Source organism: Delftia lacustris (genome assembly GCF_040267515.1).
Classification (GTDB): domain Bacteria; phylum Pseudomonadota; class Gammaproteobacteria; order Burkholderiales; family Burkholderiaceae_C; genus Comamonas; species Comamonas tsuruhatensis.
In genome coordinates, this window is sequence record NZ_CP141274.1 from 3,632,177 (window position 1) to 3,650,814 (window position 18,638).

The window sequence follows — 18,638 nt, forward strand, 5'->3', positions numbered from 1 at the left end:
GGTGTTCGCTGCAAGCATGGGATGTCATCGCTTGCGACCGAAGCGGAGCAGCCAGTGCTCGAACGCCCGGCGCAGATTCAGGCGCGCAGCACGCCGAGACACCCTGAGCGAACACCGAAACGCCCTCCCCTTACCCGCTCTGGTGATGGGGCCCCGCCAGGGACGGATTGCCATCGCCCAGCCCCGTGGGCGAAATCACCCTTCGCAGACTTCGATGACCTGCTCTTTCCATGTCTCCAAGTGCCAATCCATGACAATGGCGTGAATTTCCTCACACCCAGTGCCACACGATGCAGGACCACGACGGGTACAGCGAAACGCCATCCCTGAACAAAGCCAAATTGAGCGAAGCCCTCTACGAACAGATCGGCCTGAACAAACGCGAGGCCGGTGAAATGGTCGATGCATTCTTTGCCGTGATTGCCCAGGCCTTGGCCCATGACACCGACGTCAAGCTGACCGACTTTGGTGCCTTTGAGCTGCGGTGGAAGCAAGCACGCCCGGGCCGCAATCCACGCACCGGGGAACACGTGAAAATCGGACACCGGCGTATCGTCACCTTCAGGGCCGGCCCCAAGCTCAAGCAGCGAATGAACCACCTCCCACCTGGATCGACGTGACCAGCCCCCAATACACGCCCGGGGTTGAATCCAGCGCCGCAGCAAATACCCGGCCCTGACTCACCCTGCACCGCACGGCTTGGAGAATTGCCGGCGCCACAATTGCCCTTGCCCACTGTCGATCGCAATCATGCGCTTGCGCACTTGCAGGCAAGATTGTCTCGCGGGGCTATTCCCCACGCCCCCCGGAGTGCAGGAGAACCACAGAATCTGTGGCATTGTGCAATTGATGTAATTTGAAGATACTTGAGCCAGGTGCCCCCTCAAGGCAACCCTCGGGAGGCATGCATGGACCGCTGGTCGATAACGCTGCAATGGGTCGGCTCCAATACGCTCTGCCATCGGGCATGGCCGTCGGCATTCCTCTTGGCACTTGCCACTGGCCTGCCGCCGCAAGCCGCCCTTGGTGCGGAGCCCGCCCGGCCCGCGTATGCCGAGTTGCGTGTACGGATCGTGGACAGCGGCGTCCTGCTCGATGGCCCCTCTCCCACCGTGGCGGCCCACTCGCCATTGGCCGCCAAACTCGATGCAGTCAAGGCTGCGGGCGCCATGGAGAAGCGGTCCTGGGCTGAGTACAACGCGCGTTTAGGCGTGCTGTTGCCCTTCATCGCCAACAAGACCATCAACCCGCAGGTCTTGTTCTCGCCGGATGCCCAGGCCAGTGCGATTGCACCGTCGGGGGAGTTGGCGGGAGTTGCCATCGCAAGCTTCGACTCTCGGCCGCTCAAGGCGGGCTCTCTCAATTTCGCGGTCCCTGGTACCGGCCGGTCGCTTGCGAGCGCGCCGAAGCTCGATGCCCCGTCGCCTGCACGTATCTATGGTCTGGGTGCCGCAGCACATGGGTCCTCCGGATCTGGAGACCCCAACCCCGAGCTTCTCAAGCTCAAGAATGCCGTGGAAAAACTGGAGCGCCGGCCCTCTTCGAACGCTCACGACGAAGGTGCTGCGATAGCACAGGACGCTCAACTGGCATTCCCATTGTCCAGCATTCCATTCGGACCAACCCCGGCTGCCTATTCTGTGACTGTTCGCGTGACCTGCGATGACTTGGCAAAGTACCTGCCCCTGCTCAAAGAGCAGGGCACCGAACTGAAGTTCTCCGCCTGCGATCAGGAGCACCCACAGGTATCGCTGATGACCGTGCAATTCGACTTGCCGGGCTTGGACACAGTTGACGAGGCGCTGCCGAATCCCAATCCCCCCAGCCAGCCTGCACCGGCCGGCAATCTCCAGCTGCAATCGGCCCAGGCGGGCGGAACTGCGGTGCGTGATGGCTTGGATGCCTTGCCGCCTGCGTCGTTTGTCACGCGAATCCGTGAGCTTCTGAGGTCGCCTCCCGCCTCCAAGACAACGCCGATCCTCGTCATTGTCGACGATGGCTTTCCCTCGCAAGAGGCCTACCTCGAGACCAAAAAATTCTTCGACGAAGCGGACGAATTCCTGCGCAAGACCTACCAATTGCCCCTCACGTGGTATTCAGCGCTTCCGCCCGACCCCTATCAGCTGGGCATTGACGCAGAACTCAAGGCCCTCCCGGACAACACGGCGGGGCCTCGCGGGCTGCAGGGCTGCACATCGCTGCAATCCAAATCCTGCCGACTGCATTCGAAGGGAATAGAAAAGTCGCTGCAGGTGTTCACCCAGCTCGTCGAGGGTCCGCAGCCCGTACGCGTGATCTGGATCCCTCTCGTGTTCGCACAACCCGGGGCGGCTGCGCTTGCCTACCGCTTGCACCGATTCTCCAAGGTCGTGCCTGATGAGTTTCTGTCGGAACGGCAGCAGTTCTCCGCCAAGAACCTGGACTCGATTCAGCAAGAGTTTTTCTACATGCTCTCCAGAAAGGGCGTCGGGTATCCAGAGACCTCTGCCGACTGGGCCATATCCCGGACCTACTTCGGTAGCATCCTCAACTATCTTCGCGCGTACAGCGCAAAAAGAGATACCCCCGTGTTTGTCAACCTCTCGTGGAGGACGGCCGCCGACCAATCCTCCTCGCTTCCCGGTCGTGGCCGCAGCTGGGTCATGCTGGTGGCTGCTGCCGGCAACCCCTGCACGCCAGACAAGAAATGTGAGCGCCCGACGGTCGTGGACGACACAATTGACAGCTACAACTTCCTGAAGTTTGCGACGTACGAGGATCCGAGTTCGTTCGTGGTGGCGAACGTCAATGCCACGGGCCAAGCGGTTTGCAACACGGCCCGCCTGGATGCGCGAGACGGAACGCTCGCATTTCCCGGCGGCATTTCGGACGACTGTGGAACCAGCTTCTCTGCACCGCGTATCGCGTGGCTTCTTGCCGCCAATGAACGCTACAGCTCGGCACAGGACCGTAACCCGGACGAGTGGGCCCTGGGCTTGCGCACCAGGGTCGCCTCAGGCCGGGATCCGAAGGCTTGCGCCCTTCCCCACAACATGAGCTGTCTCATGCCAACCCCCGAAAGGCTCTTTCCCGGCCTGGGGTTGGCGAGGCGCGGCCCCCCTTGATCCACAGACGGAGTGCTGAAATGAAGTCGAACATGCTCGTGACATTTGCTGCCGTAGGATTGCTTCCCTTCCTCAGTGGCTGCCCCCAGAAGACCTCCAACGAGAAGTTTTTGGAGATGACTCGATCGTGCATCAGCCCGCAACTGCTCGGCCCCTCCGGCGAAATCGTCTTCTTCGGGCCCAGCGAGTACCGGCCGGGTGACGTTTTCAAGCGCGCCGCCGACGCGTCGGGCACATGGCGCTACTCTGCCGAGTTCGAGTACGCCGCGCAGGTCGAAGGCCCGACCTTGGCCAAGGTGGTCAAGCCGGGCTCCGTGCCCGTCGAGTGCAAGCTGACACAGGATGCTTCCGTTCAATTCGACCTGGGAGCGGAAGGAAATGCCACGCTAACCAAGGCGGCCGTACCTCTGTCAGCGAGTGCGGGACTGAGCCTGAAGAACGGCAGCGTATCTTCGATCAGCGCACACAAGCTCTTCGTGGACAGCGTGCCCTATCTACAACCCTATACCGAATCCATCGCGTCACTGCCAGCGGGAAGTCCCCTGCGAAAGGCCATCAGTGATGGAGGCTACTTTGTCGCCACGGCTGCGCTGGTCATCGATGGCTATTCCGTGGATGTCAAATACGGCCCCGAGTTCGATGCCAGGGCGGCAGCGCAAGCGACGCTATCCCCGGGCAATCTTGCGGACTTGAAGGCCAACGTGTCACTTCAGGCAAAGGACGCGAACACCCTGACCTACTCGGTCCAAGGCAAGACCGTGGTTGGCATCGTCGCAAGACCCATTTCCGCGGATTTCAAGATTCAAGGCGTCGGCGGCTCGCCGTCAGACTCGCCCAAGCCAACGATTGGACTGCTTTCCACACGGGGCTGGCCGTAGGCCGAGGTCGATAGCCCCCGTGTGCGCAATCCATCCATCCGGCTGGTGTCCCTGACCTGGGACTTCAGGCGGTATCGGCCGCTGACTCACCGGGCCCGAGTGACGGCAGTCCGCCGGGACCACACATTGAACACGCCCCATCACCCACGCCTGCGGCGGAAGCTCGAGGGCGGGCTTCCGCCACTGCGGTCTACATGAGGGGACTCCCCTGACCCGTATCACGCGTGAAGCCAGAAGGCGCTCTCGGCAAACTCCTCGCCATTCCACCAGTTTGGCCGCCCTCTTCCATACCGGAAGTTCGTTGCCCCTGCCTGGCTTTGCAGCGGAGCCATCACCGCCCCACCCGCATCGCGCTTGGCCGTCTGCTCCGCCGTCTCCGGCACGACCATCACGATGTGGCCCGAGCGGCCATCCTCCTTGCGACGGGCCACGATGACGCCAAGCGCCCCCTGGTTGACCTCGGTCTGCAGCTCGGTGAGCGTCCCCGCCTGTCGCCATCCGAATCGTGCACCGAAGTCCCGGAGCCATCGGAAAAGATCATTGGCACGCATCTCCTGGATCGTCGCGCCATAGAGCGGTTCAACGGGCTGCCCCGCGGCGAGTTTCAAAAGCGCATCGGTGGTCCACCAGCAACGGGGCGCATAAGCACCCGCGAGATGGCAAAAATCATGCACGTAGATATTGCAGAACGTCAGGCCGCTGCGCGGCTGGTAGCGCAGGAAAGCCGGATTATCGACGCCTAACCATTCAACGATGGCTGCGAGCGCTTGGCGCAGTTCTTCGGCACTGCCCCCTGTTCTTCGCGGAGCACCCGGTTCGTTCAGAGAATGCGCATTGGCGAGATCTGTACGGCGGGTCACGCTGCCACGCTTGCGCGGCATATAGACCGCGACGATCCCCGATGTCGGAGGACTGGCGTCCGGCGCGATCACCGCGATCTCCTGCGCCCCCGCATCGGGGACCAAGTACTTCTTGGCACAGTAGCCGCGGAAATAGGCACCACTGAGACTGGTTTCGATTTCAAGAAAGCCACCCTTGGCCGTCTTCGACAGGGCCCTCACGGGATGCCCGTCCGGAAGATGTGCGAGCACATTGGCCTGGGGCGGATCACTGATCCATGGTTCGCTGCGCAGGCGCAGCATCCCCTCGCGGGTCAGCACCTTGAACGCTGCGCCCTCCCCTGCGAGCGCCGCCGGGGCCGCCACGATCGCCTGACCCGCGGCCGGCGTGGGCAGCGCCGGCGCCAGGCCGGGCGCCGGCACCGTATGGCACAGGCGCAGGAAATCGAAGAAGGTTTCGCCGTAATACTGCGAACCGTTGAAATAGCCCTGCTTCAACCCCTTCGAGGGCTTGTAGCCACCGGTGTTATAGGCGATCGCGATGGACGCCAGCTCCAGGTCGCCGAGGTCTGATCGTCCCTGAAAGCCAAGCCGCTTCACCACGCCATGCAGTTCCTCCAAGCACCTGCCCAGAGCACTCTGAAAATTCGCATAGGAGCGGTTGAGGAAAAAGTCGGGTTCCGTCTTGAAGAACTGCAGGTCCAACTGGAAGATGCCAAAGCCGCGACAGAACTTGTGGGCCTTCTTGGCCGCACCGGCATAGGCAGGGACATACTGGGACATATCGGCCAGGACTTGGTGCGCCAAGTCGAACATCTCTTGTCCTCGGTCCACGCTGAGCAAGTCCGCCTTGGTCCCGGGGAACGCGGAGCGGCCCTTGTCTGCATCCAGGGTATCGCCGACGCACAGCGCAAGGATCTGGTCCAGGGGCAAACCAGCTTTTCGCAGCGCAGGCCAGACTTCCCCCGTCTCCTGGCATGCAAGCGCCGCCATGAAGTCCACCGTGAGGGGCGTCCCCTCCACAGCCATAGCGATGGGCCCTTGGAACTGCGCCTTGAACCACTGGATGTCATCTCTGTTTGGCATGGCTTCTCCTCCTGTCACGGATTCTTTCCCTGCGCCTGAGTGGCACAGCCCCTGAACCAGACATCACGGATTCGACTTCCCAGGGAAGCTCAGGCGCCTTGTGCGCCGGGTCGGACAAGAATCCACCGGGCCATCCAGCCCATGATGCAATGACTCGAACAAACACATTCGATCGGGTCAGCTGCGGCTAACCCGTTGATTCTTATCGTGCCGCCATATCCCAAAGTAGTCGCTTAGTCGCAATCCTGGTACCCGTTGCTGATTCAATCCGAGCAAATGGTCACGACCGGAGTCGACATGCAGACGCGTCAGCGCATGTTCCATGGAACAAGGAGACGCGGTGGCGCATGCACTCCATCAAACACTAGTCAGATACGACCGTCAATAGCAACGGGCATCGTTTGGATGGCTGTTGTGTATCTGGCCGCATTGCCTCCAAATTCGCTTGTGGCGCGTCGTGCCATTTCGAGCAGCTTGAAAACGGCCATTCGCATGGCCGTTGGTCCATCCAGCCGCTACAGCGGACCCGATACAGTACTTGGCCGTGCGGAGCAGGGCCTCGGCGTACGTGTTGTCGTTGCTGACCCAAGGGCGGCTGTATGAGGACACAGCGCCCAGTGCCTGCATCGCCATCAGCAGGTCTGTGCCCTTCATCACCGATCTACTGTCCGAGTGCAGCTCCGGCGGGCGACCCGCCGTCTGTTCACGCAGGCAAGCTTTATGCTGCAATTGAGATGCATGCTGCGAAGCTTCTGCCTCGTACACTTCGTTGATTGGAGGGCTATCGAAAGGCCGTCCAGATCCAGTCCAACCCGTTGGAAGGCTAAGGTGCAGGCCGCAGATGTGAGGCCCTGACCGATAGTTTGCCGCGCGGAGCCGCCAGACTGTCCGGCCACGTGCCTCGGCCCGGCGAGTGGCGGCGCGCTGGTGTCCCACCCGCGCATGCCCCGGACCGTTGCAGCAACAATCCGTAACGCAGATCGCTCAACCATTCGACCAAAGCCATTGCGTGTACAGGTGGGGAACCCACTTTTCTGCCCTGCCTCGCGACCTGCACTATCCCGCCGTACGCCATTCTTCTGGCGCAACACCCGCCACGGCAGGCGCCAGTCGTCCACCTCAAGGACATCCTCGAGCGACTGCCTGCGCATGCGACGCAGCCAGGAGCGCGTGGCCGCATATGGACGATCCCCGCGACGGAACGGGCCTGCTGCGGCCGCCATTGGGTCACTTCTCGTCACATCTCCCCCTATGATGGTACGCAATAGCACATCAAACCAAGAAAGGTGGGGTCAGCCTGCACGCACGACACGGCGTGATTGGACAAGGCGCGCAAAGGGGACAAGACCATGGCAAGCGTTGATCAGAGAGGCCTTCCAGGATCGGGACGGCAGCATCTCGAAAAAAAATTCTCTGCCCGTGTAGGGCTCACGCTCTTCACGACGAGCCTGCTGGTGCTTGCGGTCATTGCCTACACGGCGCTCGATTTCGCGCAGGCGCGCCAGAACCTGTCCGACCTCCAACACTACCGCTCTGTTCTCGATACGGCAGATCTCATCGCGGCCGAACGCGCCCCGGCCAATGTCGTGATGTCCGAGGAGCCGTTCATGGACAGTCCGAGCACAGGACGCCTGAAGGAAGTGCGGCGCCGGGTGGATGCCCGCATTGCGCAGTTGACGGCAGAGCGAGACCTGCCTTGGGGCGTGCACACCCATGAGGTTCCGCCACAACTGCTAGCTTCGTTTCTGGCGCAGATGGCAGCAGCCAGAGCGAAGGTGGACCGCCTCGCAGTGACCCCCCGGACGTCGATGCGGCAAGAACAGTTCCGGGATGCGGTCGAGGGCATGTTCAAGGCTTCCAACAGTTTCCGCGATATCGTGACCTGGAGTGCCAATGAACTGGTTCAGCACCAGTCCCACCTTTCCGGGCCTGGCCTCATTGGCCAGATGCTCAGTGATCTTCGCGACCAAGGCGGACGCATGGGCTCGCAGGTCATCGCCGCTGTGGCCACCCACGAAAAACTTCCCCTGCAGTCCGTCATCGCCTGCCGGCAAACCCAAGGCCGTCTGTTCCAGCTGTGGCAATCGATTCGCAGCTATCCGGCCTTGGACGAAACACCGGCGCTTGCCGAACTGCGCCAAGCCATCGAAAGAGAATTTTTTGGCACCGGTTTCAGGCTGATCGACGACGTCATTACCGAAGGCCGCCAAGGCTCGAATTACCCGGGGACGGCGGCCAGTCTGACCGATAGGTTCGTTCCGACCATGCAGCCCATCGGGGCCTATCGGAACTCGATTCTTGACGCGATGGTTGCGCGATTCGAGCGCGCGCGCGATGTGGCGCTCGCCGTGTTGGTCGCGACGACACTGGTCGGAGTCGCCATCGTTTCAATCTTGATCGTCATACTGCGCTCCATCAAGGCGCATGTATTCCGGCCCCTGCTGGAGGCCCATGACGCCGTTGTTCGGCTGGCCGATGAGCATAGAGAGCCATTGGTCTTTGGCCAGTCGCAGGCCGGCGAAGTCGCCCATCTCTTTCGCGCCATCGAGGTTCTCCAGCGCAGACTGGCCGAACGGGCCTCCGCCACCAACCAGCTTCGTGTCCAGGCAGAGACGGACAGTCTGACCGGGCTCCTCAACCGCCGGCAACTGGATCGCCTTGCGCAAGCGGCATTGGGGCTGGATGGCAAGGGGCATGCCACATCCCTGGTCCTCCTGGACATCGATCGCTTCAAGACGATAAACGACACCTACGGGCATGCCACCGGTGACCGGGTGCTGGTGCAGTTGGCACAGGTGCTGCGGACCACCTTGCGCGCCAATGACACCATTGCCCGTTTCGGCGGGGAAGAATTCGCAATTCTGCTGCCTGGTGTTCCTCTACCAAGGGCAGTCAAGATTGCCAGAAAGATTCGGCTGGCGGTACGGCAAGAAGCCTTTACAACGATGGAGGGACAGGCTCTCGCGGTGACTGCAAGTTTTGGCGTGGCACTGGTGTGCAACGGAGAGACCTCTTGGCAGCATCTGATCGAAAGCGCCGACACGGCTCTCTATCGCGCAAAATCGGACGGTCGCAACCGTGTCCGCTTTACCCGCGGCGATCGCGGCGCACACGGCCCGACGGCAGAAACCGCGCGGCCGGACACTGCATCCACGTAGCGTTGGACTCCACTGTGACCGGACACCTGCGCCAATCAGCACCAATGCCCCCATGGACATGTACATTTCCGACGCTGCACGCGTGCGAGACATATCGAGCCTGCTGCTTGATCGCAATGGTCGGCTCCGCGTGGTCCCCGCGCAAGTCCTTGAAGGCACGACGGCGCAGGAACGGCTTGTGTTCGGCGTGCGTCATGGCCTGTACAGCTTTCCCACGGAAGAACTCTGTGATTTCCTTGGGGCGCGCATCCGGGGCAAGACAGCGATGGAGATCGGCGCTGGACATGGAGCGCTGGCCAAAGCCCTCTCGATCCCTGCAACAGACAACCGCCAGCAGGAAGAAGCCGCCATCCGGGAGCATTACCAGCAGATGGGGCAAGCGACCGTGCCCTACGGGGAGCATGTAGTGAAGCTGGACGCGGCAGCAGCGGTACAAAGGTACAGGCCGAATGTCGTCATCGCATGCTGGGTCACGCACCGGTTCGACCCTGGCCAACCTGGCGCAGGTGGCAACCTGTTCGGCGTGGACGAAGCCCAGCTCATTGCCGCGTGCGACGAGTATATTTTCATTGGCAATGAGCGCGTCCATGCACACAAGCCCATCTGGGCCATTCCCCATGAGAAGATCATGCCGTCGTGGATCTATTCACGGGCTGTGAACGGTAGCCCGGACTTCATTGCCATCTGGCGGCGTACCTCGCCCCCGAAGATCGCCTAGTCAGGCAGGAACGGGCGCCGGACAGCGGGCTGCCGACAGCATTCATGGGGAACGGCTGCTCCGCGTTTCGCCTTGTGCCTTGTGCCTGGTGCCAGGCCCCTCTCACGCGTCCCGCAAGCCAGCGCGCGGTTCCTGCGACTTCGGTCGGGTGCAGCACCGGGCATGGCGCTTATTGCCCCGTTGATTCCAAGATGGCATCTCCATCCAATTGGGTCGCAGCCGTTAACCGCTTGCCCATGCACTACAGGTACAGTCGCCAAAACCTCCCGTGCTGGCGCAGCGGTGCACAGCGAGGGACGACTGGCTACCAAAAAGGAACGAACCATGATTGACTCCAAGACGGGTCGACGCGCCTTGATACTGTTGGGGGCTGGCGCTTCAGTGGAGTTGGGCATCCCGGCCACGTCTGCGTTGACGAACACTATTGATGCCGCCGTTCTCGAAGACAAATGGTGTGCTCACACGCGTGGCTCGCAAGCCTATTCCGACGTCCGTGAGACCCTTGTGCGTTACTACGGCAGTCAGGACGAGGCCCATTTCGAACGTGTGTACCACGTCCTGCACCAGTTGGCGCAGTTGCAGGAACGCCCCACTGCCTGCCCTGAGTTTCGCCCCATCCTCGCACCATTCGTGCAAAAAATCGGCTCGCATGCCGAACAAGCCCTGCGTGCTGCGGGCCAGACCATGCTGCGCACCATCTATGCCCGCTGTTCGCAGGCCTGCTCCGCGGTGTCCCAAGAGCAGATGGAGCCAATGGCCGCCTTCTTCGCCGCGTTGGAGCGAGATTACATCCCGCGTGTCTACACTACCAACTATGACGATTTCGTATGGCAGGCAACGCACCAGCGCTATTACACAGGCTTCACCCGGGAGCACGATGGCCATCGAAGCTTCGATGCCCAGGGATTTTGGCGGCATTGGGATCGGCCGAGCCTGTTTCACTTGCACGGCTCCATCCATTTGGGCTACGCCAATGACCACGATATCGGTGACCTGGCCTGGTTCGATGACCGCGAACGGGCGCAAACGCATGCCGGCTTCGACGGCAGTGGCCTGCTTCAGATGGATGGTTCGCAGATCGAGCGCAGCGCCATCATCACCGGGCTGGACAAGCTGCCGCGCTTGCAGCCAGCGCCTTATGCGTTCTACTACTCGGCATTCAACCGCGACGTCATCGAAGCGGACCTCATCATCGTCATCGGCAGCGGCCTGGCCGATTTGCACCTGAACAGCCACCTACAGATGGCACGGCGGGCTCGGCCTGAGGTACCGCTGCTGTATGTGGGTTTCTGGGGCACGGATCCGCAGGAGTTCTACCGGACCCTGCAGGACCAGCGGGAGCCTCGCGACCTGTCCCTTTTCCATGACCTTCGCATCGACTTGACATCGCTGGCAGAAAGCGATTTCAGGTCACAGTGCGGCTGGACCGTAGCTCCGACAAGCAAAGGCGCCGTGTGGGCCGATGGTTTTCAAGCGTTCCTGCGCAATCCCGCGGCCTTCGCCTCGGTGCTGGGCCGCTTGACCCTCCCCTAGCCAAGGTACGGCCTACCTGCCCGACATGATCCAAACCCGTGCGGTCGCCTTGTGGCTGGCACGAATCTCGTGGTGCAGGCCTTCGGCCTGGTCAAGGGACAGCGGGTTTCAGCGACATCGGGACAGAAACGGGAAGGAACGGCCACAAGGGGTTGGGTGCCATCGCTGCGTCGTCGATCCCCACGTGCTCGGCTGGCAGCGTGCGGCAACGCTGGCAGACTGGCGCTCAGAGTGGAGAACATCATGTCCTCGGAGTTCCCAGGGAGCAGTTTGCTTACGGCCCTCATGGCGCGACGACCGGTTAGCAAAGAACTGTGGCTGCAGTTGCCCCCTGCCTTCGGACCTTCCGCAAAGGGCGGTGCATGCAAACGCGCCGTGAGCGATGGGGCCGCCCTCCGTCAGCGGCGACCAGGGCCCCTGTGACCTTGCCGCAACTGCACCACGTTCTCGTCAATGCGGCGTTGGATCGTGGCCAAGGTCTCCCGCGTAATCACTTGGGGATACATGCTCTTAGCGATGGCGGCGAACTGGCCAGCCACCTCGCAAATATCGTCAATCCTCTTGCCCGCAACGTCCTGGGGTACCTCGGCTTCCTCGGCAAGCCGGAGCATGTGCGCGCGGGAAATCGCCAGGGCCTCTCCCATGACGTCCATCTGATGGTATCCACCGGGTCCCTCGCAGAAGGTCACGTCGTACGCCGGCGCCAGCCTCCACTGGCCATCAGACGCCATGATGTACGCGAAGTTCTTCGGATGATCGTCCCGGTTGTTGAATGCAACGTTGAAGACGGCGCGTTCGAAGGCATACGCCATTTCTCGCACATCATTGGTGCACATCTGCGTCGCACGCAAGAAGCTGACGTAATCCAACGTCCCCGGCGTCCGGTAATTGGCGCCCGTAAAGGCGGCGAGGCTCTGCATGGGCACGCGCAGTCCAGCGCGGCGATCAAAGCGCTTGCTGGCGAACGCCGCAAGCCCGTTCGGCAAACTGAAGTACTGCGTATCCGGGGTCTCGATGCCACACTTGCGCAGGCATTCAGCATAGACCATCTCGATGGCACACACCTCCGGGTGTTCTTCTTTGGCCGGAAATTTGACCAACCAGGCTTCGAAGCCGGGCGTGACGGCCGTGGTAAACCCACCGGACCGGGGATCGCGATAGACCAGGGCCTTAGGTCTTGCGCCCTGGGGTGAGCCGCCGACCAGCAGCAGCATCTGCAGGAACTCACCGCCTTCTCCGCGAAGCACCTCCTGTACTTCGGCTGCAAGCTGTTCCAGCGGGATATGGACGTCCGGCGCCTCTCCTGCGGGTGCCACGGGTTCAAACGTCATGGCTCCCATCGCGTTGTTGCCGATATAGGCCAAACGTTCAAGAGCACCGATGCGCGCCGTGGTGAGCCCGCGGCTCCTGAACATGCGGTCCATCAGCAGCATGCCCCATCCGTCCGGCAAGGCGTCGTAGACCGGCCCCGGCAACTGCAATTGATGGTCGGGAAAATCTCGCCGCAACCGCGGGCCCTCCAGTGGCAGCGTGTACGAGGACAGCTCCAGGCCTTTTTCCCGGGCCTCATTGCTGTACTGGAACACGATCAGCGGACGACCGGTCAACGCCGTCGTAGAGACCAGCGTACCCCAAAGCCATCGTTCACCCCAGCCGTCATAGAAGACATTCACTTCCTCAAGCATTGTCGGCCCTCTTCTTCTTTGTACGGTGGCGATTGGCGCTGTTCTCATAGCGCCGGATGTCCTCGATGCTGTCCAGCTTTGGCAGGAACAGACCCTCGAGCTCCTTGATTCGGCCAAGAGCCATCGCCACCCGGACCACGGCCTCGAAGCCGACGTTGCGCCCGGCCTCCAGGTTGGACACGGTGTTGACCCCAAGGCCGGCACGGCCGGCCAGATCAGCCTGTGTCATGTCCAGAGCCAAACGCTCTATACGCAAGCGAGCGCACAGGCGCTTGACGACCTCGCTCGGCTTGTGAAGGCTTAAATCCAACATAGTGTGCACCTACCTCTTCTATACCAGCCAGCACCCAAAATTACAGATTTAACAGCAGCAGCCTCAAGAGGCTTAATTCCTCCATTCCGTGCTTTATCATCAAATAACCATTAATATCCACATTATACTGGATTTAATAAGCCATCTTCTCTGGGAAAGACCGCCAAGCCACCCCCGACCGAGCGCGATTATCCGGGGCCGTTCCGCCGTACCGATGCTTGCCGAACACCGCCCCCACACGGTGAACCCGCCTCAACCGCGCTCCGAACAAGGCCTCCAGCGCGGGCCACAAAGGCCACCCCCACGCATTCGTCGCGCCCCGGCGGCGCAGCCCGGCTGCTGGCCGCGCCACATCGATCCACCGTTGGCTCCCTGTTTCCTTGAAGGCCTGCCCCCTGGGCCGGCGGTGGCGGCTACAACGCCAATCCCTACCACCGCGCACCGGCGTCGGAGCACAGCCGCTTCATGCGCCTCATGGACGAATGGGCGGACATGGCGGGCGCTGACCCCACCGCCTTGCGCCTTGCGCCTCGCGCACCTCGCGGGCGAACGCGCTGCCGGGATGATGCATCTGGCCGGGCGGCGTTTCTGCCGGCGCGTGGGTGCGAGCCAGCCCCCACGGTGTTGGCTCCGCCCGGCTCCACGTCCCCCCGCCCCGCAGGCGGCGGTGGGGCCGGAGGGCCGGCTTCACGTCACATGGGTGGTAGCCCCAGGCGATTGCGGCGAACGGGTCCACCCGGACAGCTTGCGCGACCAGATGGCGGCATCACGCAGGCGACGGGTTGGACGTTGGGCGCGCAGATGCGCGTGGACCATACCGAGTTCCTGTGGATGGACGCCCTGGGCGGTGACCGATCGTGGTCACCTGATCGGCGAACTTCAGTGAGCCTTCGACCAATGTCAATGACGAGAGCATGCTCCTGGCCCGGGGCCATCTGCGCGTGGCCGACATTTACTTCACCGAGTTCAACCGCCGGCCCAACCACGGCTACTTCCACGCCGTGGCCAAGACCCGGGCGGAAGGTACGCCGCCACCGGCCGATGGCAGCCCGACGCTGACCCGTGGCGAGGTCTGGCTGCAGAGGTACGCCCCCCCGGCAAGCTGCGCGCCAAGCGCGCAGATCTTCGTCAAGATGTGAGGTGTCCGAAATGGACGCGCGTGCGGTGGGCGGGCCTGCTGCATGGGCGCCGGTCCGCACAGAGCCGATCGATTCCGCGCAAGGCCCGATTGCGCCAACGTGCTTGCGCTGGGCACATGCAACATTGTTGTCCCGGAGCAAGAAGCTGCTTGAGGTGAGAGGATTTCATGCACGCGCCAAGCAGTTGCGCGCCGTGGTTCGGGCCTCGTCGGCAAACGGACACCCTTCGGACTGATGCAGGGGCAGGAACTCGGCGCCGGACGCCCCGGTTCCCTCGGGCAGGGTCCAGGTATGGATGTAGATTGCGGAACGCGCACTCCAGAGGACTTCCAGAAAGTACCGATGCAGTACTTCTGAGCCATCCATCCGCGACCCCAACTCGATTTGCAGTCCCATGTCTGCCCCCTCCCGGAAGGCTTGCTGTCCCACAACGCAGCTACAGCACTGGACAGTGGCTTCCCGGGGGCATTCTGGCATGGAAGCTGAGAACAGCACCTTCACCCCATCAAGCAATCGGTTTTTCGAAGCCGCGGTGCCGATTCTTCTTGGGCGAGCGAACCCAGACCCCAGGCAGCAACTCCAAGGCGGTGCCCTGCTCGAGATCGCCATAGTTGATGGTGCAGCCTGCCTGGGCCTAGGGCACATTCTGATGCCAATGGGCCCGCGCACGCTGGGCAGAATTCCGTGATCACCAGCGCGCCAACGAGGAAACGCCATGAAACGCATCCGACGCTGGATGTGTGGGACCAGCCCGCGCTGCGGTCCACCGGATTGCCTGTTCAGCGTGAGCGCACACGTGCGTTGTCCATGAAATCGGGGAGCTGCCAAACGGCAGGGGATGGGCTGGGGCAATCGCCAGCGCATGCGTAGCTCCATGGGCTCGGCCGCAAGCCAGCCTCCCCTTGCCTCCCCCGGCCTTCGGCAAGCGAAGCGCGCAGCGCCACAGGAGAAGGCGTCAGCGATCGGCATCTGAAGCCTTGTTGAAAACGGCATTCGAGCGGGATGTCAGTCACCCCGCATCAAAATGCCTCCTGCAGTGCTGGTGCATTGCTCGCTACCGCTGGCTCCGCCTGCAGCAGCCGCTCGGTGGGCTTGCGGCCCAGCAGCCAATACAGGACGGGCGTGAGCAGCGTGTCGAGCACGGTCGAGCTGACGAGACCGCCGAAGATCACCACCGCCACCGGGTGCAGGATTTCCTTGCCCGGTGCGTCGGCGGCCAGCAACAGCGGCGTCAGCGCGAAGGCGGCCACCAGGGCTGTCATCAGCACGGGTGTCAGCCGTTCCAGCGAGCCGCGCACGATCATCGGAATGCCGAACTGCTCGCCCTCGAAGCGGCACAGGTTGATGTAGTGGCTGATCTTGAGGATGCCGTTGCGCGTGGCGATGCCCGCCAGCGTGATGAAGCCCACCATCGAGGCTACCGACAGGCTCACGCCCGCGATCCACATCGCAGCCACGCTGCCGATGAGGGCCAGCGGAATATTGGCCATCACGATGCCGGCCAGCACCGCCGAGCGGTAGCGTGAGTACAGCACCAGGAAGATCATCGCCAGCGAGACCAGCGACAGCGCGCCGATCAACTGCGCCGCCTGCTCCTGGGCCTGGAACTGGCCCTCCAGGCTGATGAAGTAGCCCGGCGGCAGCTGGGTCTCGTCGATGGCCTGGCGGATCTGCGCGACGATGGCCCCCATGTCGCGGCCATCGGTGTTGGCGTAGACCACGATGCGCCGGCGGCCATTCTCGCGGCCGATCTGGTTGGGGCCGTCTTCTTCGGCCACGGTGGCGAAGGCGGAGACCGGCAGGCGCCCGGCGGGCGTGTCGATCAGCGTCGCGGCCAGGTCCTGCGGACTGCGCCGCTGGTCGGGCAGGCGCAGCACCAGGTCGTAGCGGCGAGGACCGTCCACGATCTCGGCGCTGTGCGCGCCATCGGTCAGCGCTTTCAGCAGGCGCACCGCCTCGCCGGGCGCCAGGCCCGTCTGCGCCAGCTTGCGCGGGTCGACGCGCACGGCGATCTGCGGGATCAGCACCTGCTTTTCGACGGTGAGATCCACCAGGCCAGGGATGCCGGCCAGGCGGCCGCGCAGTTGCTCGGCCAGGCCCCGCAGTGCATCCGTGTCGTCGCCGAAGATCTTGAGCGCGATCTGCGCCCGCACGCCCGAGAGCAGGTGGTCGAGCCGGTGCGAGATCGGCTGGCCGATGGTGGCCTGTGCCGGCAGCAGGGCCAGGCGTTCGCGGATGTGGGCCATGATGGCCTCGCGGCTGCGCTTGGAGGGTTTCAAGTCCACGTCGATCTCGGCTGCATGCACGCCCTCGGCATGCTCGTCCAGTTCCGCACGGCCGGTGCGCCGGCCGACCTGCCGCACCTCGGGCACCTCGGCGATCAGCCGCTCGGCCTCGGCGCCGATGCGGTTGGCCTGCTCCAGCGAGGTGCCCGGAGAGAGCACCAGCCCGAGCACCAGCGAGCCCTCGTTGAACGCCGGCAGGAAGGCGCGAGGGAAGAACGGTACGCTCGCTGCCGCCAGCAACACCGCCACAGCGGCGCACGCCACCAGGCCCCGTGCACGCGGGAACGACCAGGCCAGCACCTTCGTATCCAGTCGCTTGAGCCAGGCGACCAGCGGGCTGTCGCCGTGGTCGATCCGCTTCATGCGCGGCAGCAGGTAGTAGGACAGCACCGGCGTCACCGTCATCGACACCAGCATGGAGGCCAGGATGGAGACGATATAGGCCACGCCCAGTGGCGCGAACAGCCGCCCCTCGATGCCCGGCAGTGCGAACAGCGGCACGAACACCAGCACCACCACCAGCGTGGCGTAGACGATGCCCGAGCGCACCTCCACGCTGGCGCGGCGCACCACCTCCAGCACCGGGACCGCATCGCCCGCCGCGCGGTTCTGCTTCAGACGCCGCAGGATGTTCTCCACGTCCACCACGGCGTCGTCCACCAGTTCGCCGATGGCAATCGCCAGCCCGCCCAGCGTCATCACGTTGATCGACAGGCCGAAGGCACGGAAGGCCAGCGCCGCCACCGCCAGCGACAGCGGGATGGCCAGCAGCGAGATCAGCGTGGTTCTGGCCGACAGCAGGAAGGCGAACAGGATGACCGCTACCATCACGGCGCCGTCGCGCAGCGCCTCGCCCACGTTGCCCACCGAAGCCCGGATGAAGTCGGCCTGGCGGAATAGCACTTGCGGCTTGGCCAGGCCCTTGGGCAGGCCAGGCTCCAGTTCCCGCAGCGCCGCTTCCACGGCCGCAGTGAGTTTCACGGTGTCGGCGCCGGGCTGCTTCTGCACGCTGGCGATCACGGCAGGTCCGGCGTTGTAGCCGCCGTCGCCACGCTTGAGGCCCGGTGCGAAGCCGACCTGGGCCACCTGCTCCAGCAGCACGGGTCGGCCATCCTTCCAGGCGACGGCCACGCCGGCGAGGTCGCTGCCCAGAGCGTCGCGGTCAGCCGAGCGGCCGACGTGGCGGATCAGGAACTCGCGCCCGTTCAGGTCGATGAAGCCGCCGCCCGCGTTGCTGGCGTAGCCTTTCATAGCCTGTTCCACCTGGGTGAGTGAGACGCCGAACTGCGCCATGCGCGCGGTGTCCGGTGCCACGCGCAGGGTGCGCACGTCGCCGCCGATGGGGATCACCTGCGACACGCCGGGAATGGACAGCAGGCGCGGCCTCAGCACGAAGTCCGCGTACTCGCGGGCCTGCATGGGTGAGGCGCCGCCATCGGCCTGAGCCGCGTTCTGCGTAGTAATAGGCAGTGCGATCAGCATGATCTCACCCATGATCGAGGACACAGGCCCCATGGTCGGCTCGATGCCGGCAGGCAACTGGGCGCGCGCCAGCGCCAGGCGTTCGGCCACGAGCTGGCGGTTGCGGTAGATGTCGGTGCCCCAGTCGAACTCGGCATAGACGATGGACAGGCCCACGCCGGACATCGAGCGCACGCGGGTGACGCCCGGCATGCCGTTGAGCGCGGTCTCCAGCGGGAAGGTGACGAGTTGCTCCACTTCCTGCGGCGCCATGCCGCCGGCCTCCGTCAGCACGGTGACCAGGGGTTTGTCCAGGTTGGGGAACACGTCCACAGGCGTACGCCACGCACTGACGGCCCCCCACACCAGCAGGAAGGCCGCGACGGCGAGCACAAAAAGGCGGTTGCGCAGACTGCTGCGCACGATCCAGTCGAACATC

The 18,638-nt window shown here is 63.4% G+C and carries 12 protein-coding genes and 1 pseudogene; 8 read left to right on the top strand and 5 right to left on the bottom strand.

What is annotated here, in order from left to right; genetic code table 11:
- Positions 1-290: 290 nt before the first annotated feature.
- The 3 genes from U6958_RS18015 to U6958_RS18025 all read left to right on the top strand — a co-directional run bounded on the left by U6958_RS18015 (position 291) and on the right by U6958_RS18025 (position 3,982).
- A complete protein-coding gene (locus tag U6958_RS18015; RefSeq protein ID WP_016445848.1) occupies positions 291-620 on the top strand; it encodes an integration host factor subunit alpha in 330 nt (109 codons plus the stop codon).
- 288 nt (positions 621-908) lie between these two features.
- On the top strand, positions 909-3,104 hold the full coding sequence (locus U6958_RS18020) for a hypothetical protein (RefSeq protein WP_074923227.1): 2,196 nt from the start codon (positions 909-911) through the stop codon (positions 3,102-3,104).
- Between the two features lie 20 nt (positions 3,105-3,124).
- Complete coding sequence (locus tag U6958_RS18025; protein WP_016445846.1) at positions 3,125-3,982, top strand: hypothetical protein; 858 nt, start codon at positions 3,125-3,127, stop codon at positions 3,980-3,982.
- 218 nt (positions 3,983-4,200) lie between these two features.
- On the opposite strand, the gene U6958_RS18030 is transcribed toward U6958_RS18025, so the two are convergent.
- A complete protein-coding gene (locus U6958_RS18030; RefSeq protein WP_016445845.1) occupies positions 4,201-5,907 on the bottom strand; it encodes a hypothetical protein in 1,707 nt (568 codons plus the stop codon).
- 1,349 nt (positions 5,908-7,256) lie between these two features.
- On the opposite strand from U6958_RS18030, the gene U6958_RS18035 reads away from it, so the two are divergent.
- The 4 genes and pseudogenes from U6958_RS18035 to U6958_RS18050 form a co-directional block, all read left to right on the top strand.
- On the top strand, positions 7,257-9,065 hold the full coding sequence (locus tag U6958_RS18035) for a GGDEF domain-containing protein (protein ID WP_016445844.1): 1,809 nt from the start codon (positions 7,257-7,259) through the stop codon (positions 9,063-9,065).
- Between the two features lie 52 nt (positions 9,066-9,117).
- The gene (locus tag U6958_RS18040) at positions 9,118-9,783 is read left to right on the top strand and encodes a hypothetical protein (protein WP_016445843.1); all 666 of its coding nucleotides are present in this window, start codon (positions 9,118-9,120) and stop codon (positions 9,781-9,783) included.
- 324 nt (positions 9,784-10,107) lie between these two features.
- Positions 10,108-11,316 (top strand): SIR2 family protein, encoded by a 1,209-nt coding sequence (locus tag U6958_RS18045; protein ID WP_016445842.1) that lies wholly within the window; start codon positions 10,108-10,110, stop codon positions 11,314-11,316.
- A gap of 270 nt (positions 11,317-11,586) precedes the next feature.
- Positions 11,587-11,712: pseudogene (locus U6958_RS18050) on the top strand (IS5/IS1182 family transposase); the annotation flags it as partial.
- A 2-nt stretch (positions 11,713-11,714) separates the two neighbouring features.
- Here U6958_RS18050 and U6958_RS18055 read toward each other — a convergent pair.
- Together U6958_RS18055 and U6958_RS18060 are read right to left on the bottom strand one after the other, a co-directional pair.
- Positions 11,715-13,001, bottom strand: coding sequence for a type II toxin-antitoxin system HipA family toxin (locus tag U6958_RS18055; RefSeq protein WP_016445841.1), 1,287 nt, complete (start codon positions 12,999-13,001; stop codon positions 11,715-11,717).
- The gene (locus U6958_RS18060) at positions 12,994-13,311 is read right to left on the bottom strand and encodes a helix-turn-helix transcriptional regulator (RefSeq protein WP_319796026.1); all 318 of its coding nucleotides are present in this window, start codon (positions 13,309-13,311) and stop codon (positions 12,994-12,996) included. The genes U6958_RS18055 and U6958_RS18060 overlap by 8 nt, the downstream gene beginning before the upstream one ends.
- 917 nt (positions 13,312-14,228) lie before the next feature.
- Here U6958_RS18060 and U6958_RS18065 point away from each other — a divergent pair.
- The gene (locus U6958_RS18065) at positions 14,229-14,453 is read left to right on the top strand and encodes a hypothetical protein (RefSeq protein ID WP_016445839.1); all 225 of its coding nucleotides are present in this window, start codon (positions 14,229-14,231) and stop codon (positions 14,451-14,453) included.
- A 165-nt stretch (positions 14,454-14,618) separates the two neighbouring features.
- Here U6958_RS18065 and U6958_RS18070 read toward each other — a convergent pair whose 3' ends face one another.
- Positions 14,619-14,849 carry a hypothetical protein gene (locus U6958_RS18070; RefSeq protein ID WP_016445838.1) on the bottom strand — a complete coding sequence of 77 codons (231 nt, stop codon included), beginning with the start codon at positions 14,847-14,849 and terminating at the stop codon, positions 14,619-14,621.
- A gap of 623 nt (positions 14,850-15,472) precedes the next feature.
- A complete protein-coding gene (locus U6958_RS18075; protein ID WP_016445837.1) occupies positions 15,473-18,637 on the bottom strand; it encodes an efflux RND transporter permease subunit in 3,165 nt (1,054 codons plus the stop codon).
- Position 18,638: the final 1 nt, after the last annotated feature.